The organism is Kosakonia oryziphila (genome assembly GCF_900094795.1).
In the GTDB taxonomy this organism is placed as follows: Bacteria; Pseudomonadota; Gammaproteobacteria; order Enterobacterales; family Enterobacteriaceae; genus Kosakonia; species Kosakonia oryziphila.
This window is the reverse complement of sequence record NZ_FMBC01000003.1, coordinates 131,207-151,595: the sequence shown is the minus strand read 5'-3', so window position 1 is coordinate 151,595 and position 20,389 is coordinate 131,207. Positions and strand designations below refer to the sequence as shown.

Below are 20,389 nucleotides of genomic sequence, written 5' to 3'. Positions count from 1 at the left end.
ATGTACATAAAAAAATCCGGAAACGAGTGAGCGTTTCCGGATTCTTACACAGCCACTGGATCGGTCAACTGATCCTTAACTGATCGGCATTACCCACCGTGGGCGGATTTTTTATATCACCGAAGCGATTAGAAACGGTAACCAACACCGGCAATCCAGGTGCCAACGTCAACGCTACGAATACGGCTCTGCTCGTAGGAGAAGTCCAGAGCGACGTTTTCCATCGGGTTGAACTGCAGACCAGCACCGTAAGAGAAGCCGTAGTCGCTGGTGTCAGAAACTTTAGCAGTATCAACAGTTTGCTGGAATTTACCGTAACCAACACCGACTACGCCATAGATGCTCGCCCAGTCGTTCAGACGGTAAGCCGGACCTGCGGTGATGCCGTAGTACTGCGCTTTGTTGTAAACGCCGCTTTCGGAACGATCTTTTTCAGTGTAAGTAAAGGAACCGATAACACCCAGCGGGTTGTCGTTCTGCTCGTAGCGGTATTTCAGGTTGAAGCCGTTAGTTTTGTTAGCAACGCCCGACATATCGCTCTGAGCGTAGCCGCCAGTAACGGTTGAAGTTGCTGCTACTGCGGAACCTGCAGATACCGCCAGAAGAGCGGCCAGTGCTGAAAGACATGCAATTTTTTTCATAATCCACCTCAAATGTGCTTCAAGTAAATCCTACGTCCTACGCTTTTAAATATATCAAAAATGGTCAGGAAACTCTTTGCAGGAATTAGGGTCTAACGTACCATTTCATGTAACAGAAAGTTTCCGCTACTGAACAACTCTTTCAAAAAACGCGTATTTTCCCGCATAACGCGCCATTATGCTGCTCAACAAGTGGCACATTCATCCAGACAATTCTTAAATTAACAGGTTAATTAACCATCAGATAAGCCTTATCTTACGGATATTCGCGCACTTTTTTTCAATGAACGCTCAACCAGTCGAATGTATTTTCAAGTAGACTGACGGTTTTACTTCACTTGACATAAATTGACGGGAGAAAGGATGCCAGGGTTGTCTCGTAAGTTGCCGGTATGGCTGCCGGTGTTGGTGCTACTTATCTCTATGATCTCTATTCAGGGCGGTGCATCGCTGGCGAAATCTTTGTTTCCACTGGTTGGCGCGCCTGGCGTCACCGCACTGCGCCTGGCGCTCGGCACGATTATCCTGGCCGTCGTCTTCAAACCCTGGCGGTTACGTTTCACCCGCGAGCAACGTTTGCCGCTACTGTTTTATGGACTGTCGCTCGGCGGGATGAACTATATGTTCTACCTCTCCATTCAGAGCGTACCGCTTGGCATCGCCGTGGCACTGGAATTTACCGGCCCGCTGGCTGTTGCTCTGTTCTCCTCTCGCCGCCCGGTCGATTTTATCTGGGTCATCTTTGCCGTACTCGGATTGTGGTATTTGCTGCCGCTGGGAGAAAACGTCTCACATGTGAATCTGAGTGGCGCAGCCTTTGCCCTCGGCGCCGGTGCCTGCTGGGCGATTTACATCCTCTGCGGCCAGCGCGCGGGTGAGGAACACGGTCCGGCAACGGTCGCACTTGGCTCGTTAATCGCGGCGGTAGTGTTTGTCCCTCTCGGTGCTATCCAGTCTGGCGAACTGCTTTGGCACTGGTCGATTTTGCCGCTTGGTATCGCCGTTGCCGTGCTGTCCACCGCTCTGCCCTACTCACTGGAAATGATTGCATTAACCAGGCTTCCCACTCGCACCTTCGGTACGCTGATGAGTATGGAACCAGCGATGGCAGCCATCTCAGGCATGGTTTTCCTGGGTGAAACACTCGCTTTGCAGCAGGTGCTGGCGCTAATGGCCATCGTCATCGCTTCAATGGGTTCCACGCTGACGCTACGGCGGGAAAGTAAAATCCACAAAGTGGAGATTGGTTAACTATTTATTATTCAGTATGAGATTCATCTTATACTGAATATTCTCCAACCCCAGAGACATTATTTCTTACGTTTACGTACATTTCCGCTTAAATAGGATTACCATTCCTTTCCACGCCAGAAATGAATAAATTTTTTCTTATAATTCATCGTGTTAGTTATTACAACGTTAAAAATTAGCATATATTATGGTTTCGCTATTGAACCGATAGGCACAGCCAAAACAGATAAAAGAAATCTGGTGCTATACTTAGTCCGGTAATTACCTGGGACACAAACATCAAGAGGATATGAGATTATGAGTACCGCTAAACTGGTTAAAACGAAAGCGTCTAATCTGCTTTATACCCGCAACGATGTAGCGGATAGCGATAAAAAAGCGACCATTGAGTTGTTGAATCGCCAGGTGATCCAGTTCATTGACCTGTCGCTGATTACCAAACAAGCCCACTGGAATATGCGCGGTGCTAATTTCATTGCCGTACATGAAATGCTGGATCAGTTCCGTACTGCGTTGACCGACCACCTTGATACGATGGCAGAACGTGCAGTACAACTGGGCGGAGTGGCACTGGGCACCACACAGGTGATCAACAGCAAAACCCCGCTGAAAAGCTACCCGCTGGACATCCACAGCGTTCAGGATCATCTGAAAGAGCTGGCCGACCGTTATGCCATCGTGGCGAATGACGTGCGTAAAGCGATTAGTGAAGCGAAAGACGAAGATAGCGCAGATATCTTCACCGCGGCGTCCCGCGATCTGGATAAATTCCTGTGGTTCATCGAATCCAATATCGAATAACCCCATAAGCTCTGCCAATGACCCCTTCGTCTCCCACGAAGGGGTTTGCACTTTAATAGTGCGCTGTTTTTCTCTTTCCCTCACTATTCCCTGCCTAAAGTTTTCTCTACGTTATTACGACGTCACAAAATTGTTAATAACCGATTGTTTTACGCCCACAATCTGCGTTAAAAAAGAGCAAAATCCGCCGCGTCATTTTTTTGCACCAAAGTTGCGCACCAAAATAGTGCGAAACGGTTTCGCTGCTACACTTATTGTGCAACCAGTTAAAGCATCGCCTTTACAAAACAATAGGTTGTAAACATGGCATGATTTTTTCATACTGCGTTCATTCTCGCAGGGGATCGCTCCCCGGATACAAAAGGAAAAACTATGAAGTCTGTACTGAAATTTTCCCTCGCTGCACTCGCTCTCGCCTTTGCTGTTTCCTCTCAGGCTGCTGATAAAAAACTGGTGGTTGCCACCGACACCGCATTTGTTCCTTTCGAGTTCAAACAAGGCGACAAATACGTTGGTTTCGACGTGGATCTGTGGGCAGCTATCGCGAAAGAGCTGAAACTGGATTATGAACTGAAACCGATGGATTTCAGCGGCATCATCCCGGCACTGCAAACCAAAAACGTCGACCTGGCGCTGGCGGGCATTACGATTACCGAAGAGCGTAAGAAAGCGATCGAGTTCTCTGACGGCTATTACAAAAGCGGTCTGCTGGTAATGGTAAAAGCCAACAACAACGACGTGAAAAGCGTGAAAGATCTGGATGGCAAAGTCGTGGCGGTGAAAGGCGGCACAGGTTCTGTTGACTACGCGAAAGCAAACATCAAAACCAAAGACCTGCGTCAGTTCCCGAACATTGACAATGCTTACATGGAATTGGGCACTGGCCGCGCAGATGCCGTTCTGCACGACACACCGAACATTCTGTATTTCATTAAAACTGCCGGTAACGGTAAGTTCAAAGCGGTCGGTGAGTCTCTGGAAGCGCAGCAGTATGGTATCGCCTTCCCGAAAGGCAGCGACGACCTGCGTGAAAAAGTGAACGGTGCGCTGAAAACCCTGCGTGATAACGGCACCTACAACGAAATCTACAAAAAATGGTTCGGTTCTGAGCCTAAATAATTATTAAAAAATAAAGCATTACTCCTCAGGGGCGCTCTTCGCCCCTGATACATTTGTTATAACCACGGTATACAGGAACACATCATGCAGTTTGACTGGAGCGCCATTTGGCCTGCCATTCCGCTTCTGATTGAAGGTGCGAAGATGACGCTGTTGATCTCGGTCCTCGGCCTCATTGGCGGGTTGATCATTGGTCTGGCAGCGGGTTTTGCACGTACTTTCGGCGGCTGGATTTCCAACCACATCGCACTGGTATTTATCGAAGTTATTCGCGGTACGCCTATCGTTGTACAGGTCATGTTTATCTACTTTGCCCTGCCGATGGCGTTTAACGATCTGCGCATCGATCCCTTCTCGGCTGCCGTCGTCACCATTATGATTAACTCCGGCGCCTATATTGCGGAAATCACCCGTGGTGCGGTGCTTTCTATTCATAAAGGTTTCCGTGAAGCGGGTCTGGCGCTGGGTCTGTCACGTGGCGAAACCATTCGCCATGTGATCCTGCCGTTAGCACTGCGCCGTATGCTGCCGCCGCTGGGCAACCAGTGGATCATCAGCATCAAAGATACTTCGCTGTTTATTGTTATCGGCGTCGCCGAACTGACCCGCCAGGGCCAGGAAATCATTGCCGGAAACTTCCGTGCGCTGGAGATCTGGAGCGCCGTTGCGGTTGTCTATCTGATCATCACCCTGGTGCTGAGCTTCATTCTGCGTCGTCTTGAAAGAAGGATGAAAATCCTGTGATTAAATTTAAAAACGTCTCCAAGCACTTTGGTCAAACCCAGGTGCTGCATAACATTGATCTGAATATCACTGAAGGTGAAGTGGTGGTTATTATAGGGCCGTCCGGCTCTGGTAAGTCGACGCTACTGCGCTGCATTAACAAACTAGAAGAGATCACCAGCGGCGAGCTGATTGTTGATGGCCTGAAAGTCAACGATCCGAAAGTAGATGAGCGCCTGATCCGCCAGGAAGCCGGCATGGTTTTCCAGCAGTTCTATCTGTTCCCGCATCTGACGGCGCTGGAAAACGTCATGTTTGGCCCACTGCGCGTGCGCGGAACGAATAAAGCCGATGCTGAAAAGCTGGCAAGGGAACTGCTGGCGAAGGTCGGGCTGGCTGAACGTGCGCACCACTATCCGTCAGAGCTTTCCGGCGGTCAGCAGCAACGCGTTGCTATTGCCCGCGCGCTGGCGGTGAAACCGAAAATGATGCTGTTTGATGAGCCAACTTCCGCGCTGGATCCGGAGCTGCGCCACGAGGTGCTGAAAGTGATGCAGGATCTGGCTGAGGAAGGGATGACCATGGTGATCGTTACCCACGAAATCGGCTTTGCCGAAAAAGTAGCGTCGCGCCTGATTTTCATCGACAAAGGCCGTATTGCCGAAGACGGTAATCCGCAACAGTTAATCGAAAATCCGCCCAGCCCGCGCTTACAGGAATTTTTGCAACACGTATCCTGAGCCGCTTCCGCTCCTCCGCCTGGAGGAGCGTTTCCCCCGGATTGTTCTCATTTCCTGCCCTGCTCCGCCCGGCATCTATACTTATCATTTTGCAGGACTTTCTCACCGGAGGAGCATATGCCGTGGATATTGCTATTCATCAGTCTGCTGTGCGCGCCACTTCAGGCCGCGACGATACCCGGCATCACATCACCCGCAGCCAATAGCGCGTCATCGACACAAAGCAGTGAACCCAGTGTCGAACAAAAAAAAGCAGCCTATGCGGCACTGGCAGACGTGCTGGAAAACGATGATTCACGCAAAGAGCTGATTGATCAGTTGCGGAAAGTCGCCTCCACACCGCCGCAGGAGCCGGTTCCGGTGATCACGCCGCCAGAAGTCAAAGAGCAGAAAACGGTACTGGAGAATGTCACCGAAGTCAGCGGCTACTACGGCGACGCGCTAGCCTCCCGCTTTGCCCAACTCTACCGCAATATTACCGGCTCGCCGCATAAGGCCTTCAACCCGCAAACCTTCACTAATGCCGCCAGCCACTTTTTATTACTCGCAGTACTGGTTTTTGCTTTCTGGATACTGGTACGTCAGTGCGTTATGCCGCTCTACCGTCGGATGGGTAACTGGGGAAGACGCAAAAACCGCGAACGCCGGAACTGGTTGCAGTTGCCCGCCATGATAATGGGTGCCTTTATTATCGACCTGCTGTTACTGGTACTGACGCTGTTTATCGGCCAGTTGCTCAGCACCAGACTCAACGCGGGCAACAGCACTATTGCTTTCCAGCAAAGCCTGTTCCTCAATGCGTTTGCGCTGATTGAGTTTTTCAAAACCATTCTGCGGCTGATTTTCTGCCCGCGCATTCCGGAACTGCGTCCGTTTCGTATTGCCGACAGCACCGCTCGCTACTGGCATCTGCGCCTGAGTGCATTGAGCAGCCTGATTGGTTATGGCTTGCTGGTGGCGGTGCCGATTATCTCCAATCAGGTAAATGTGCAGGTTGGCGCACTCGCCAACGTGGTGATTATGCTGTGTATTACCGTCTGGGCGTTCTATCTTATCTTCCACAACAAACGCGGGATCCAGCACAACCTGATAGTGCTTGCCGATCATTCACTCGCCTTCTTTAGCTTGTTCATCCGCGCCTTTGCTTTGGTCTGGCACTGGCTCGCCAGCGCTTACTTTGTCGTGCTGTTCTTTTTCTCGCTGTTTGACCCGGGCAACAGCCTGAAATTTATGATGAGCGCATCGGTTAACAGCCTTGCCATTCTGAGTATTGCGGCGTTCCTTTCCGGGATGCTGTCGCGCTGGTTGAATAAAACCATCACCCTCTCTCCGCAGGTGCAGCGCAACTACCCAGAGCTGCAAAAGCGGCTGAACGGCTGGCTGTCGGCGGCGCTGAAAACGGCGCGCATTCTGGTGGTGTGTGCCACCATCATGCTGCTGCTTAATGCCTGGCGGCTTTTTGATTTCTGGCACTGGCTCAATTATGGAGCGGGGGAGAAAACCGTCGATATACTGATCCGCATTGTGCTGATCCTCGTCTTCTCGGCGGTGGGCTGGACGCTGCTGGCGAGCGTGATAGAGAACCGTCTGGCGTCCGATATTCACGGCCGTCCGCTGCCAAGCGCGCGTACGCGCACGCTGCTGACGCTATTCCGCAATGCGCTGGCGGTGGTGATCAGCACCATCACGGTGATGATTGTACTCTCAGAAATTGGCGTCAATATCGCACCGCTGCTCGCCGGTGCCGGGGCGTTAGGGCTGGCTATCTCGTTCGGTTCACAAACGCTGGTAAAAGATATTATCACCGGGATTTTTATTCAGTTCGAAAATGGGATGAACACCGGCGATCTGGTGACTATCGGGCCGCTAACCGGCACCGTCGAGCGAATGTCGATTCGTTCCGTTGGCGTACGCCAGGATACGGGGGCGTACCATATTATTCCCTGGTCATCGATTACCACCTTTGCCAACTTTGTCCGCGGTATTGGTTCGGTGGTGGCGAACTATGATGTTGATCGCCATGAAGAGACCGATAAAGCGAATCAGGCGCTGAAAGATGCGGTGGCTGAACTGATGGAACAGGAAGATATTCGCGGGCTGGTGATTGGCGAGCCGTCATTCGCCGGGCTGGTCGGGCTAACCAATACCGCCTTTACGCTGCGTGTCACCTTTACCACACTGCCGCTGAAGCAGTGGACGGTCAGGTTCGCCCTCGACACCATGGTGAAAAAACATTTCGATCGCGCGGGCGTTCACCCACCGGTGCAGACATATCAAATCCTGCCTGCACCACAAAGCTCACCGCAACCGACATCACCGGCCAGTATGCCGCCGCCAGCAGAGCCTACCCTTTAAAGCGGCTCTGCGCCCAGCGTTTACGCTGGGTCTCATCAAGGAAAGTCCAGGCGATAAAGCGACTCTGCTTTTGACCCTGGGCCATCTCTTTTTTCATCACCTTCCCCGCACCAGCCTGCGTCAGGGCGCGATACAACTCGGGTAGGTTATCGCCGCGCGAGACCAGCGAGGTGAACCACAGCACCTGGCGGGCGAACTGCTGGCTTTCTGCAATCATCTTGCAAATAAAGGCGACTTCGCCGCCTTCGCACCACAACTCCTGCTGCTGACCGCCAAAGTTGGCGGCATCGCTGACGGCTTGTCCCAGATTACGGCGTTTACGCTCGCTACCCGCCTGCGCGCTTTGCGCCGAGTCGTGAAATGGCGGGTTACAGAGCGTGGCATCATACTGCTCATTTTTATGGATAATGCCTGCAAGGATTGCCGACGGATCTTTTTGCCTGCGCAGACGAACCGCACGGCTCAGCCCCGGATTAGCGCGGATAATCGCCTGCGCGCTGGTCAGCGCAGCATCGTTAATTTCACTGCCAGTAAAACGCCAGCCATATTCATGGTGACCAATTAACGGATAGATGCAGTTCGCTCCAGTGCCAACATCCAGCACGCTGGCCTGCGCAGGGATCTGCCCTTCGTTGCTCTCAGCCAGCACATCAGCCAGATGGTGCAGATAATCGGCGCGTCCTGGCACCGGCGGGGTGAGAAAACCATCGGGGATATCCCACTCACGTACGCCATAGAAGTGCGCCAGCAGCGCTTTGTTTAAGGCCTTTACCGCCTGCGGTTCGGCAAAATCAATGGTCGCCTCACCTTTTGGGTTCGCGGTGATAAAGGCGCGCAATAACGGATTCGCGACGCACAATGCGTCAAGATCGTAGCGACTGTGATGGCGGTTACGCGGGTGCAAACCCGGCTTCTGGGCATTCATGGCATTCTCCTGTTAACAGCGGCGTAAGATACCCGTTGACGTTGGCCGGGTAAATAAGTGAGGCTGAAGAAACTTATCTGACACCCAGGAAATGCTATGTATTTTTATGAACCAGCAAAAGGCCACGGCCTGCCGCACGACCCGCTGAATGCGATTATTGGTCCTCGTCCTATCGGCTGGATTGCCTCGCTGGATGGCCAGGGTCAGCGAAACCTTGCGCCGTACAGTTTCTTTAACTGTTTCAATTATCGCCCGCCGATTATCGGTTTCGCCAGCACCGGCTGGAAAGATAGCGTACGCAATATCACTGAAACCAAAGAGTTTGTCTGGAATCTGGCTACCCGCGATTTAGCGGTGCGGATGAACGAAACCTCCGCGTCGCTGCCCCACGGTGAAGATGAGTTTACCCGTGCAGGTCTGACGCCAGTTACTGGCCGTATCGTCAGTGCGCCGCGCGTGGCAGAAAGCCCGGTCAACTTCGAGTGTCGTCTCTCCCAATGTATTCAACTGACCGCCGCCGACGGCAGCGCCATCGATAGCTGGCTGGTACTGGGAGAAGTGGTAGCGGTACACATTGATGAATCGCTGCTGGAAGAGGGCATTTATCAGACCGCGAAAGCACAGCCGGTTCTGCGTGCTGGCGGCCCGTCTGCCTATTACGGAATCAGTGAAGCACAACGCTTTGATTTGACCCGCCCGGATAACCGCTAACCCCGTTTACGAATCCCGCTGGCAACGCTTTGCCATCGGGCCTTTGCTATAATCAGGCTATTGAAACTAAGAGCCTATCACAGTAGGCGTAATTGTTGCCGATGGTTTGGACACGGACAGCGCGGAAAAACCGGAGCGTACGCCTAGTACGTGAGGATGACTCGCTTCGCTCACCCTAAAGGGCCGCCGCAAGCGGCGTTCAAAATGCCATAACATTTTGTGTGAGCACTGCCCAGGGCCAAACCAGCAAATAAAATAACCTAATGGGATAGGTTCTAAGGAGGCGATGATGGCTTCAGGCTGGGCAAACGATGGGGCGGTACAGCAGCAAATCGACAATACGATTGAAGATGCCGTGGCGCGCGCCCGCCGTGATTTACCCCAGGGCGAAAGTCTGCTGACCTGCGAAGAGTGTGGCGAACCGATCCCGGAAGCGCGTCGTAAAGCAATTCCCGGCGTGCGCTTATGTCTCTCCTGCCAGCAGGAGAAAGATTTACATAACTCTACATTCTCAGGATATAATCGCAGAGGCTCCAAAGATAGCCAGCTACGTTGACTGTTCCTGACGTTTGTAACCAGCGCAAGCGGTTGCCTTTACATCCACAAAATCTCGCTGTGAAAGTAGCAAAATGTGCCGCGAAATTGCCCACTGCGCAGACCTGCCGATAAACTGCCCTTTTTATTGAGTAAAAATCTTTCAAATCAAATAGCTATATCTTATTCAATTTTTTAGAACAAGGTCGTCAATTCTCTTCGATTTTATCTCTTGTGAAAAACCGTGATACTTATCACATCGACGGAACATCGTCCCAAACACAGAATAACCTGCGAGAAATTGACTATGAAAACCATTAAATATGCTGTTGCTGCTATCGTGCTTTCTACTCTCTCTTTCGGTGCCTTTGCTGCCCAGTCCGTGACTGCCGCTCAGGCCGAAAGTCTGAACAAAATCGGTGTTGTTTCTGCTAACGGCGCAACTACGCTGGACGGTCTGGAAGCTAAGTTGGCTGCCAAAGCGCAGGCTGCTGGCGCAAGCGGCTACAGCATCACCTCTGCTGTCGGTAATAACAAACTGAGCGGCACCGCAGTTATCTACAAATAATCCAACCGAATTTAACTGAAGTTGTCCCCCCGGCAAATTAACCCTCTGCCGGGATGTTCCACCCTCATTGACCCAGTTGTTACCCTGTTTTTGCCCGTCCTGGATTGTGACGGGCTTTTTTTGCTTAAAAACTGTGCGCCACCCGCGCCAGCCCTTCTTCCAGCGTCGCGCTTTCTCCGGTTGCCACCAGACAACAGGCCAACTGAATTTTTAATGACTCCGGTATCGCTTCGCGCCCGGCAAGACAGTTTTCGATCCAGCGAACCGTGCTCTCTGCATCTTTTTCCACCCCCTCCAGCGCGACCTGCTCCGTGGCATCGTTGCGCGCAAAGAGGATTCGCTCGCCCGCCGCGTCAATCAGGTTGATCTGCGGGCAGCGCTGCGGGTTCGCATACACTTCCCCTTCCGTCCCGGCCATCAGCAACGCACGACCACCGATATCGGCGAAAAATTTTCCCACCCTTGTCAGGTATTCGGGATGAGAAACGCTGGATAAACGCAGCGCCGCGTCGGTTTTAAACGGGGTTACAAGCTTCGCCAACGTATGCGCACTGTTGCGAACGCCCATGCGCCAGCGCATTGCTAGTTGTTTTTCCAGCGGCGGGCAGAGCGCGTGTATTGGAATAAATACCGGATGATGACCTTCCAGCTTCGCCTGCGCCTGCCCGGCATGCAGCGTAGGCTTAATGCCCAACAGGGTGAAAATACTTTCGCTGATCACACGCGTGGGATCTGCGCTGACGCCGTGCACCACCACCGGAAAACCCAGCTTGTTCAGCAGAATAGCCAACAATGGTGTGAGATTGGGCTGTTTGCGCGCACCGTTATAGCTAGGAATAACAATCGGCATCGGTTTAGCCACCGGGGGCGTCAGCGTCAGCGTGTGCTGCTGCATCGCCTCGTAGAAACCACGCATTTCCGCCTCGCCTTCGCCTTTAATGCGCAGCGCGATCAGAATGCAGCCCATCTCCAGATCCGGTACCTCGCCGTTCAGCATCTGCGCATAGAGACCACGCGCGGTGTCAATATCCAGATCACGAGCGTGGTTCTTTCCGCGACCAATCTCTTTGATAACTTTACGGTAATCCATGACAGTTCCTCGCATGCTCACATCGTTAACGGCGCCTGCGGCACTTTTGCTCTGGTTTCTTCACTATAACGTCCGGCATTGCCGGTTGGGAAATAGGAAACACCGGCAGCGCATCAAGCAGACGCTTTCCATAGCTTTTAGTCAGCAGGCGCTTATCATAAATCACCACTTCGCCGCGGCAGCCGTGGCTGCGGATAAGCCTGCCGACCTGCTGGATAAGATTAAATGAGGCGCTGGGCAAACTCTGTACTTCAAACGGATAACGGTTGAGGCTCTTCAACCATTCGCCTTCGGTGATCACCACCGGGCTATCAATCGGTGGAAAGGCAATTTTATGAATATGTACCTGTGTCAGATAATCGCCTTTCAGATCAAGCCCTTCAGCGAAGGATTGCAAGCCAACCAGCACGCTACGCTCGCCAGCGTCGATCCTTTTACGGTGCAGTTCCACCAGCCGATAACGCGGCTGATCGCCCTGCACCAATAGCAGCAGGCGCAAATCCGCCACATAACTTAAAAACAACTGCATCGCGCGCTGGCTGGCGAACAGCACCAGCATCCCCGGATGGGCTTTACTTTCCACCTGTTCACGAAACCAGGTCGCCATTTCAGCGATATGCTGCTCTTCATTTTCAATCAGCGGTTCGTAGCACATTTGCGGGATAACAATTTTCCCCTGTTCGACATGATTGAAAGGCGAATCCAGCGAGACAAATCGGTCGCCCGCTTTCTCTTTCAGGCCACTCATTTCTTGCAAACGATTAAAACTGTTCAGCGAACGCAGTGTGGCGGAGGTGACAACAATATGCGGCACGCTGCGCCACAGCAGCTTCTCCAGCTGATCGCTGACCCGAATGCCCACGCAGTGAAACAGCAGATGCAACTGCCCTTCCCGCACTTCGCGCGTCGCCCATTTCGATACAGGCGCGCCGGAAGCCTGCGCCATCGAGGCCAGCCGCCAGAGCTTACTCTGGCTTTCAAACATGCCAAGCGCACGGTTCATTTGCAGGATCACCCGGTGCAAACGCACAATGTCGTGGCTACCGGTCTTTTCGCTTAAATCGTTGAGAAACAGCTCCGCCAGCCCACGCAGCATTTCTGTTAGCTTCGCCAGACGCTGACAAATCGCCATCACCTCATCTGGCAGCTCGCCCATAGCAAAGCGGTATTCGGCTTCCTGACCAGCAGGAAGATAGAGGTTGAGTATGTTATTCAATGATGAAATCAGCCCGAACAGCTCTTCACAGTGGGCATTGAGCCGCTCCGGCGTCGCCAGCGGCGGCAGGGTTTTCGGCCGGAACTGCTCCAGGCATGTCGCCACCAGCCGGGTAAATAAGTCGAGCTGTAGCTGATACCAGGACGCCGTTATTTCGGCGCTCATCTCCAGCGCATCGCGTGCCACATCCGGCAGATGATGACCTTCATCCAGAACCAATAGCAGGTTTTTCGGCTCCGGCAAGACGGCTTCGCTCTCCAGCGCCGCCATCACCAGCGCGTGGTTCGCCACCACCACTTCCGCTTCCTGAATTTCACGCCGTGCGACAAAGAACGGGCATTCCCGGTAGTAGTGGCAGTTGCGGTTCAGGCAACTGGCTTTATCGGTACTGAGGCGGCGCCATAAATCATCACTGATGGCTTTATCAGTGTGATCGCGCAAACCATCCCATTTATAGCTGTCGAGATCGGCTTTCAGCGTCGCGCACTGCTTCTGTTCCTCTTTGCTGCCTGGTGTCAGTTCATCATCAAGAAACGCCAGTAGATCCTGTTGGTCTGGCTCGCTGCTGGCCAGCGCGGCCAGATTACGCGGGCAAACATAGCGCCCACGACCAAACGCTGCAGTAAAACGTAAATCGGGGATAATTTTGCGCAACAGCGGCAGGTCTTTACTGTAGATCTGATCCTGCAACGCCACGTTGGCGGTACTGACCACCAGCGTTTTTTGCTCTTCACGGGCAATTGCAATACCTGGAATTAAATAAGAGAGAGTTTTCCCGACGCCGGTCGGCGCTTCGATCGCCAGATGCCTGCCCTCTTCACCTGCCAGCGTTTTCGCGACATCAGCAATCATCTGCCGCTGCGGTGCACGGGGAATAAAGTCCGGGATCTGTTGTTGCAACGCCTTATACCAGGCGGCGATCTGCGCTTTTAGCGCGGCGGTAAGAGCCATGAAGGAACCTGAAACACTGTATAAACAGCCACTATTGTGGCATTTTTAGCGCCCGCTGGGTAACCCTTTTTACCATTCTGGAAGCGGCTCCTGAAATAGGTTTTCCACATCTGCAATACAGGATATTTTTCGCCGTGCGGATCACAAATTAACAGATCCATTCATAAGTGTTCTCTATAGCAATAGCGCGTTGATCATTTAACAGAGAGCAGATTAGAAACCAGAACTATCCATGGCTCGCCAGGGATTTCCATCGATAATGTGCTCTCCGGTGGCATTATCTGACTGATGGAAAAGGCGGGCGTGGCGCTCGGCGGCACACTGTCGATGACCGCACGGACTAACACCAAATTGAACCCGGCGCTCAATTTATCTGAAGGCGAAAGAATAACGACTTTGGCTGACACGCTTTAATCGCCGAAGGTAAGCCGGATAAAACAACGCCGCCAGCCGGTAAATTGCCCGCTGGCGGCGTCGATTGCCGGATAAGGTGCATATCCGGCCTGCAAAATGCGTTACTGGGCGGTAGCCGGTTTACGCGGACGGCGACGGCGGGCACCGTTTCCTGCCGGTTTCCCCTGACTGTCACGTGCAGGCTGGGCGTTACCATCCAGACGACGTGAACCCCCTTCACTGCGGCGTGGTGCACGTGGTTTTTGCGCTTCACCGTCAGTGCGACGCGGGGAGCGCGCTTTCTGCTCCTCACCTTCCTTGCGGCGCGGTGCGGACTGACCACGACCGCCACCCTGACGACCGCCACCCTGGCCGCGACCATTTTGTATCGGTTCGGCTTTGATTGACGGATCCGGCTCATAGCCTTCGATGGCAATGCGTGGGATCTCTTTTTGCAGCAGACGTTCGATGTCGCGTAGCAGTTTGTGTTCATCAACACACACCAGCGACAGCGCTTCACCGGTAGCAGCCGCACGGCCGGTACGGCCGATACGGTGGACGTAATCTTCCGGTACGTTCGGCAGCTCATAGTTCACCACGTGCGGCAACTCTTCGATGTCGAGACCGCGCGCGGCGATGTCCGTTGCCACCAGCACACGAATATCCCCGGATTTGAAATCAGCCAGCGCACGGGTACGCGCGCCCTGACTCTTGTTACCATGGATAGCCGCACTGGTGATGCCATCTTTATTCAGTTGTTCCGCCAGGTGGTTGGCGCCGTGCTTGGTGCGAGTAAAGACCAGCACCTGCTGCCAGTTACCCTGGCCAATCATCTGCGACAGCAGTTCACGCTTACGTTTTTTATCCACGAAGTGCACATGCTGAGTCACCTGCCCGGAGGCGGTGTTGCGGCGCGCCACTTCAATTTCCAGCGGGTTGTGCAGCAGTTTTGCCGCCAGCGCTTTGATGTCGTCGGAGAAGGTTGCAGAGAACAGCAGGTTCTGACGGCGTGGAGGCAGTTTTGCCAGCACGCGGCGAATGTCGTGGATAAATCCCATATCCAGCATGCGGTCAGCTTCATCCAGCACCAGAATTTCCACACTATCGAGATTCAGCGCGTTTTGATGTTCCAGGTCTAGCAGACGGCCAGGCGTAGCCACCAGCACATCGACACCACCGCGCAGTTTCATCATCTGCGGGTTGATGCTGACGCCGCCAAACACGACCAGCGAACGGATGTTCAGATACTGGCTGTAGTCGCGTACGTTCTCACCGATTTGCGCCGCCAGTTCACGGGTTGGCGTCAGGATCAGCGCACGTATCGGGCGGCGGCCTTTCGCGTGCGGCTCTTTTTGCACCAGCAGTTGCAACAGCGGCAGGGTGAAACCAGCCGTTTTACCGGTACCGGTCTGGGCGCTGGCCATCAGGTCGCGGCCTTGCAGTACAGCGGGGATCGCCTGCTGCTGAATAGGGGTCGGCTGAACATAACCCTGCTCGGCGATAGCGCGCAGGATTTCCGGGTTCAGGCCAAGGGCATCAAATGACATAACAACTCCGCACCGCCCCGACCTGTCACAGGTGTAGTTTTCAGGGAGATAATAATTTGGCTGATGACAAAAACCACAGTGTCATGAAGGTGCGGAGTGTATCAGCTTTTGTGATCGAGCGCATAAATATCCGCCATGGGATCGTTGGCAATATTTCCTCCTGTTGCGGGTCAGCCTTACAGCGATCACTGAACCGGTTCGGTTCACGCGTCACCTTTTTCCTGCCTGGTGCTGGACAAGTTTCTCCCTGAAGCATAAATTTAATCAATCGATTGATTAATTATTTTGCTGCCATGAATACAACCCCAACGACCAGCAAAGGCGAACAGGCCAAACAACAGCTGATTGCCGCCGCGCTGTCGCAATTCGGTGAATACGGGCTGCACGCCACCACCCGCGATATTGCCGCGCAGGCCGGGCAAAATATTGCGGCAATTACCTACTATTTTGGCTCGAAAGAGGATTTATACCTCGCCTGTGCCCAATGGATCGCCGACTTTATCAATAAGAATTTCCACCCGCATGTCCAGGCGGCTGAAGCGCTGTTCATACAGCCGGAGCCGGATAAGGAGGAAATACGCGCCCTGATCCATAGCGCCTGTCGTAATATGATAACGCTGCTCACTCATGATGAGACGCTCAACCTGAGCAAATTTATCTCCCGCGAGCAACTCTCGCCAACGCGGGCATATCAGCGGGTGCACGATCAAGTCATTGCGCCGATGCACAGCCATCTCACCGCCCTGCTGGCGGCCTATACCGGTCGGGATGCGACGGATACCGAAACCATTATTCACACCCACGCGCTGTTCGGTGAAATTCTCGCGTTTCGTCTCGGGCGGGAAACTTTCTTGCTGCGTGCGGGCTGGCCGCAGTTTGATGAAGAGAAAACTGAGCAGATTTACCAGGTTATCGCCTGCCATATCGATCTCATTTTGCAAGGATTAACGCACAGGAGTCCGGAGTGATGAAAAAACCTCTCGTTACGGTGTTGGTTGTGGTGATCGTTATCGCTGCACTGGCTGGCGGCTGGATGTGGTATCACAGCAGGCAGGAACGCGCGCTCACCCTGTACGGCAACGTTGATATTCGCACAGTGAATTTGAGTTTCCGTGTCGGTGGCAGGCTCGCTTCGCTAAACGTTGATGAGGGCGATGCAATCCATGCCGGACAGATACTCGGTGAAATCGATAAAGCGCCCTATCAGAATGCGTTATTGCAGGCACAGGCCAATGTCTCCACCGCGCTAGCTAAATACGATCTGGCTACCGCCGGTTACCGTGATGAAGAAATTGCCCAGGCTGTCGCGGCAGTGAATCAGGCGCGGGCCGCCTATGACTACGCACAAAACTACTTTCAGCGCCAGCAAGGGTTATGGAAAAACCGGATGACCTCCGCCAACGATCTGGAAAATGCCCGTTCCACACGAGATCAGGCGCAGGCAACGCTGAAATCCGCGCAGGACAAGCTAAGCCAGTACCGCACCGGTAACCGCCCGCAGGAGATTGAACAGGCGAAAGCGGGCCTTGAACAGACACAGGCCGCACTGGCACAGGCGCAACTGGATCTACATGATACCACGCTGGTCGCCCCTTCCGCCGGAACAGTCCTGACCCGCGCCGTTGAGCCGGGCAGCATGCTCAACGCGGGCAGCACCGTATTCACCTTGTCATTAACCCGTCCGGTATGGGTGCGCGCGTATGTTGATGAGATCAATTTGCAGCAGGCGCAGCCGGGGCAGGACGTGCTGCTCTACACGGATGGGCGGCCGAATAAGCCCTATCACGGCAAAATCGGCTTTGTCTCGCCCACCGCCGAATTTACGCCCAAAACCGTGCAAACCCCGGATCTGCGAACGGATCTGGTGTATCGCCTGCGCATTATCGTTACCGATGCCGACAACTCGCTGCGCCAGGGGATGCCAGTAACCGTGCGTTTTGCGGGCGAGGCGCGTCATGAATGAGGCATCCATCCTTTTACACGGGCTGGTAAAACGCTTTCCGGACATGGAAAAACCCGCCGTCGCAAAGCTCGATTGCGAGATTCGCGCCGGTTATGTCACCGGGCTGGTCGGCCCGGATGGTGCCGGGAAAACCACGCTGATGCGTATTCTTGCCGGGCTGATGAAGCAGGATGAAGGCAGCGTACAAGTGATGGGGCTGGATCCGCTGCGTCAGGATAGCGAACTGCACGCCATGCTCGGTTATATGCCGCAAAAATTTGGGCTGTACGAAGATTTAACGGTGATGGAAAACCTCAATCTGTACGCCGATCTGCGCAGCGTCACCGGCGAGCAGCGTCGTCAGACTTTCGAACGCCTACTGGAGTTTACCTCCCTCGCCCCGTTTACCGGACGACTGGCTGGAAAGCTCTCCGGCGGAATGAAGCAGAAACTGGGGTTGGCCTGCACGCTGGTTGGCGAACCGAAAGTGCTGTTACTGGATGAACCGGGCGTCGGCGTTGACCCGATTTCCCGCCGCGAACTGTGGCGGATGGTGCATGAACTGGCGGGCGAAGGGATGCTGATCCTCTGGAGCACTTCATATCTTGATGAAGCGGAGCAGTGCCGCGATGTGCTGCTGATGAATGAAGGAGAATTGCTGTATCAGGGCGAGCCGACTGCGCTGACGCAACGCATGGCCGGACGCAGTTTTCTTGTCACCAGCGCGCAAGAGAACAACCGTCGCTTGCTGCGTCTTATTCTGCGTCAGCCGCAGGTCAGCGATGGCATGATCCAGGGGCGCTCGGTGCGCATGATCCTCAAAAAAGAGGTGCATGTCGACGAAATTCGCCACACAGACAATATGCCGGTATTAGAGATAACGGAAACCGCGCCGCGCTTTGAAGATGCGTTTGTCGATCTGCTCGGTGGCGCGGGCACGTCCGAATCCCCACTGGGAGCGATTCTGCATACGGTGGAAGGCAGCACGGACGAAACGGTAATTGAAGCCCGCTCGCTGACCAAAAAATTTGGTGATTTCGCCGCTACCGACCACGTCGATTTTGCCGTCAAGCGCGGTGAAATCTTCGGCCTGCTGGGGCCGAACGGCGCAGGTAAATCGACCACCTTCAAGATGATGTGCGGCTTGTTGGTGCCCACAGACGGCCAGGCGCTGGTGCTGAATCTCGATCTCAAAGTCAGCTCCGGCAAAGCGCGCCAGCATCTGGGTTATATGGCGCAAAAATTCTCGCTGTACGGCAACCTGACGGTGGAGCAGAACCTGCGTTTTTTCTCCGGCGTCTATGGCCTGCGCGGACGGGCGCAAAATGAAAAGATAAGCCGCATGAGCGAGGCGTTCGGGCTGAAAGCCATTGCTCATCACGCTACCGATGAATTGCCACTGGGCTTTAAGCAGCGCCTGGCGCTGGCCTGCTCGCTGATGCATGAACCGGATATTCTGTTCCTTGATGAACCCACTTCCGGCGTCGATCCGCTGACGCGCCGGGAATTCTGGCTGCATATCAACAGCATGGTGGAGAAAGGCGTGACCGTGATGGTCACCACGCATTTTATGGACGAAGCCGAGTATTGCGATCGCATCGGGCTGGTATACCGCGGGAAACTTATCGCCAGCGGCACGCCGGATGATTTAAAGGCGCAAAGCGCCGATGCGGAGAACCCGGATCCGACAATGGAGCAAGCTTTTATTACGCTTATCCATAACTGGGATAAGGAGCATAGCCATGCGTCTTAACACCCTCAGTTGGCGTCGTGTGCGGGCGCTGTGTGTCAAAGAGACGCGGCAGATTATCCGCGACCCCAGTAGCTGGCTGATTGCCGTTGTCATCCCGCTGTTGCTACTGTTTATCTTCGGTTACGGCATCAACCTTGATTCCAGCAAGCTACGCATTGGCGTGCTGCTGGAGCAGCAGAGCAAAGAGGCAATGGATTTCACCCACACGCTGACCGGCTCGCCCTATATTGATGCCACGATCAGCGATAACCGCCCGCAGCTCATCCAGATGATGCAAGCCGGGCGTATTCGTGGGCTGGTGGTGGTGCCGACGAATTTCGCCGCACAGATGGCACGCGCAAATGAAGTTGCGCCGATTCAGGTGATCACCGATGGTAGCGAGCCGAATACCGCCAACTTTGTGCAGGGCTACGTACAAGGGATCTGGCAACTCTGGCAGCAGCAGCGGGCAGAAGATCGCGGCCAGACATTTGAACCGTTGATCGACGTGCAGACCCGCTACTGGTTTAACCCGGCAGCCATCAGCCAGCACTTTATTATTCCCGGCGCAGTGACCATCATCATGACGGTGATAGGTGCCATCCTCACCTCGCTGGTGGTGGCGCGCGAATGGGAGCGCGGCACCATGGAAGCACTGCTTTCAACCGAAGTGACACGCGCAGAATTACTGCTGTGCAAGCTGATCCCCTACTATTTTCTCGGCATGCTGGCGATGCTGCTGTGCATGCTGGTGTCAGTGTTTATTCTCGGCGTGCCTTATCGCGGCTCGCTGCTGATTTTATTTCTCATCACCAGCCTGTTTTTGCTCAGCACATTGGGGATGGGGCTGCTGATTTCCACCGTCACACGTAATCAGTTTAATGCCGCGCAGGTAGCGCTGAACGCCGCCTTTTTACCGTCGATTATGTTGTCCGGTTTTATCTTCCAGATTGACAGCATGCCCGCCGTGATCCGTGTGGTGACCTATATCATTCCGGCGCGTTATTTCGTCAGTACCCTGCAAAGCCTGTTTCTGGCGGGCAATATCCCGCTGGTGTTGATGGTTAACGTACTGTTTTTGATTGCTTCGGCGCTGATGTTTATTGGCCTGACGTGGCTGAAAACTAAACGCAGACTGGATTAAGGAAAA

The 20,389-nt window shown here is 53.8% G+C and carries 18 protein-coding genes; 13 read left to right on the top strand and 5 right to left on the bottom strand.

The window, feature by feature from the left end:
* Positions 1–128: 128 nt before the first annotated feature.
* Positions 129–641 (bottom strand): outer membrane protein OmpX, encoded by a 513-nt coding sequence (gene ompX / locus GA0061070_RS02825; protein ID WP_090133467.1) that lies wholly within the window; start codon positions 639–641, stop codon positions 129–131.
* A gap of 363 nt (positions 642–1,004) precedes the next feature.
* On the opposite strand from ompX, the gene rhtA reads away from it, so the two are divergent.
* From rhtA to ybiO, 6 genes are all read left to right on the top strand, one after another.
* Entirely contained in the window at positions 1,005–1,892 is an 888-nt protein-coding gene (gene rhtA, locus GA0061070_RS02820; protein WP_090133466.1) for a threonine/homoserine exporter RhtA, read from the top strand.
* A gap of 297 nt (positions 1,893–2,189) precedes the next feature.
* Complete coding sequence (gene dps, locus GA0061070_RS02815) at positions 2,190–2,693, top strand: DNA starvation/stationary phase protection protein Dps (RefSeq protein WP_090133464.1); 504 nt, start codon at positions 2,190–2,192, stop codon at positions 2,691–2,693.
* 372 nt (positions 2,694–3,065) lie between these two features.
* Positions 3,066–3,812: a glutamine ABC transporter substrate-binding protein GlnH gene (glnH, locus tag GA0061070_RS02805; protein WP_090133460.1), complete on the top strand. Its 747-nt coding sequence runs from the start codon at positions 3,066–3,068 to the stop codon at positions 3,810–3,812.
* An 84-nt stretch (positions 3,813–3,896) separates the two neighbouring features.
* Positions 3,897–4,556, top strand: a complete 660-nt coding sequence (gene glnP, locus GA0061070_RS02800; protein ID WP_007373997.1) for a glutamine ABC transporter permease GlnP — start codon at positions 3,897–3,899, stop codon at positions 4,554–4,556.
* Positions 4,553–5,275, top strand: a complete 723-nt coding sequence (gene glnQ / locus GA0061070_RS02795) for a glutamine ABC transporter ATP-binding protein GlnQ (RefSeq protein WP_090133458.1) — start codon at positions 4,553–4,555, stop codon at positions 5,273–5,275. Before glnP ends, glnQ begins: the two co-directional genes overlap by 4 nt.
* 117 nt (positions 5,276–5,392) lie before the next feature.
* Entirely contained in the window at positions 5,393–7,630 is a 2,238-nt protein-coding gene (gene ybiO, locus GA0061070_RS02790) for a mechanosensitive channel protein (protein ID WP_090133457.1), read from the top strand.
* Here the strand turns inward: ybiO and rlmF are convergent.
* Positions 7,620–8,555, bottom strand: a complete 936-nt coding sequence (gene rlmF, locus GA0061070_RS02785) for a 23S rRNA (adenine(1618)-N(6))-methyltransferase RlmF (protein ID WP_090133455.1) — start codon at positions 8,553–8,555, stop codon at positions 7,620–7,622. The genes ybiO and rlmF overlap by 11 nt on opposite strands.
* Positions 8,556–8,651: 96 nt before the next feature.
* Here rlmF and GA0061070_RS02780 point away from each other — a divergent pair, with 96 nt between their 5' ends.
* The 3 genes from GA0061070_RS02780 to ybiJ all read left to right on the top strand — a co-directional run bounded on the left by GA0061070_RS02780 (position 8,652) and on the right by ybiJ (position 10,368).
* On the top strand, positions 8,652–9,266 hold the full coding sequence (locus tag GA0061070_RS02780; RefSeq protein WP_090133453.1) for a flavin reductase family protein: 615 nt from the start codon (positions 8,652–8,654) through the stop codon (positions 9,264–9,266).
* Positions 9,267–9,555: 289 nt separating this feature from the next.
* On the top strand, positions 9,556–9,822 hold the full coding sequence (locus GA0061070_RS02775; RefSeq protein WP_090133451.1) for a DksA/TraR family C4-type zinc finger protein: 267 nt from the start codon (positions 9,556–9,558) through the stop codon (positions 9,820–9,822).
* Positions 9,823–10,107: 285 nt separating this feature from the next.
* Positions 10,108–10,368: a DUF1471 family protein YbiJ gene (gene ybiJ / locus GA0061070_RS02770; protein WP_090133449.1), complete on the top strand. Its 261-nt coding sequence runs from the start codon at positions 10,108–10,110 to the stop codon at positions 10,366–10,368.
* Positions 10,369–10,492: 124 nt separating this feature from the next.
* Here the strand turns inward: ybiJ and ybiB are convergent, their stop codons facing one another.
* From ybiB to rhlE, 3 genes are all read right to left on the bottom strand, one after another.
* The gene (ybiB, locus tag GA0061070_RS02765; RefSeq protein WP_090133447.1) at positions 10,493–11,458 is read right to left on the bottom strand and encodes a DNA-binding protein YbiB; all 966 of its coding nucleotides are present in this window, start codon (positions 11,456–11,458) and stop codon (positions 10,493–10,495) included.
* 25 nt (positions 11,459–11,483) lie between these two features.
* The gene (dinG, locus tag GA0061070_RS02760; protein WP_090133446.1) at positions 11,484–13,625 is read right to left on the bottom strand and encodes an ATP-dependent DNA helicase DinG; all 2,142 of its coding nucleotides are present in this window, start codon (positions 13,623–13,625) and stop codon (positions 11,484–11,486) included.
* A gap of 515 nt (positions 13,626–14,140) precedes the next feature.
* Positions 14,141–15,565, bottom strand: coding sequence for an ATP-dependent RNA helicase RhlE (gene rhlE, locus GA0061070_RS02755; RefSeq protein WP_090133444.1), 1,425 nt, complete (start codon positions 15,563–15,565; stop codon positions 14,141–14,143).
* Positions 15,566–15,858: 293 nt separating this feature from the next.
* Between rhlE and cecR the strand changes: the two genes are divergently transcribed.
* The 4 genes from cecR to GA0061070_RS02735 are packed head-to-tail and all read left to right on the top strand — an operon-like array spanning position 15,859 to position 20,383.
* Complete coding sequence (cecR, locus tag GA0061070_RS02750; protein ID WP_090133475.1) at positions 15,859–16,533, top strand: transcriptional regulator CecR; 675 nt, start codon at positions 15,859–15,861, stop codon at positions 16,531–16,533.
* Positions 16,533–17,528, top strand: coding sequence for a secretion protein HlyD (hlyD, locus tag GA0061070_RS02745; protein ID WP_090133442.1), 996 nt, complete (start codon positions 16,533–16,535; stop codon positions 17,526–17,528). The genes cecR and hlyD overlap by 1 nt, the downstream gene beginning before the upstream one ends.
* Positions 17,521–19,260: an ATP-binding cassette domain-containing protein gene (locus GA0061070_RS02740; RefSeq protein WP_090133441.1), complete on the top strand. Its 1,740-nt coding sequence runs from the start codon at positions 17,521–17,523 to the stop codon at positions 19,258–19,260. The genes hlyD and GA0061070_RS02740 overlap by 8 nt, the downstream gene beginning before the upstream one ends.
* Positions 19,250–20,383: an ABC transporter permease gene (locus GA0061070_RS02735; RefSeq protein WP_090133439.1), complete on the top strand. Its 1,134-nt coding sequence runs from the start codon at positions 19,250–19,252 to the stop codon at positions 20,381–20,383. The genes GA0061070_RS02740 and GA0061070_RS02735 overlap by 11 nt, the downstream gene beginning before the upstream one ends.
* The last annotated feature ends 6 nt before the right edge of the window (positions 20,384–20,389 follow it).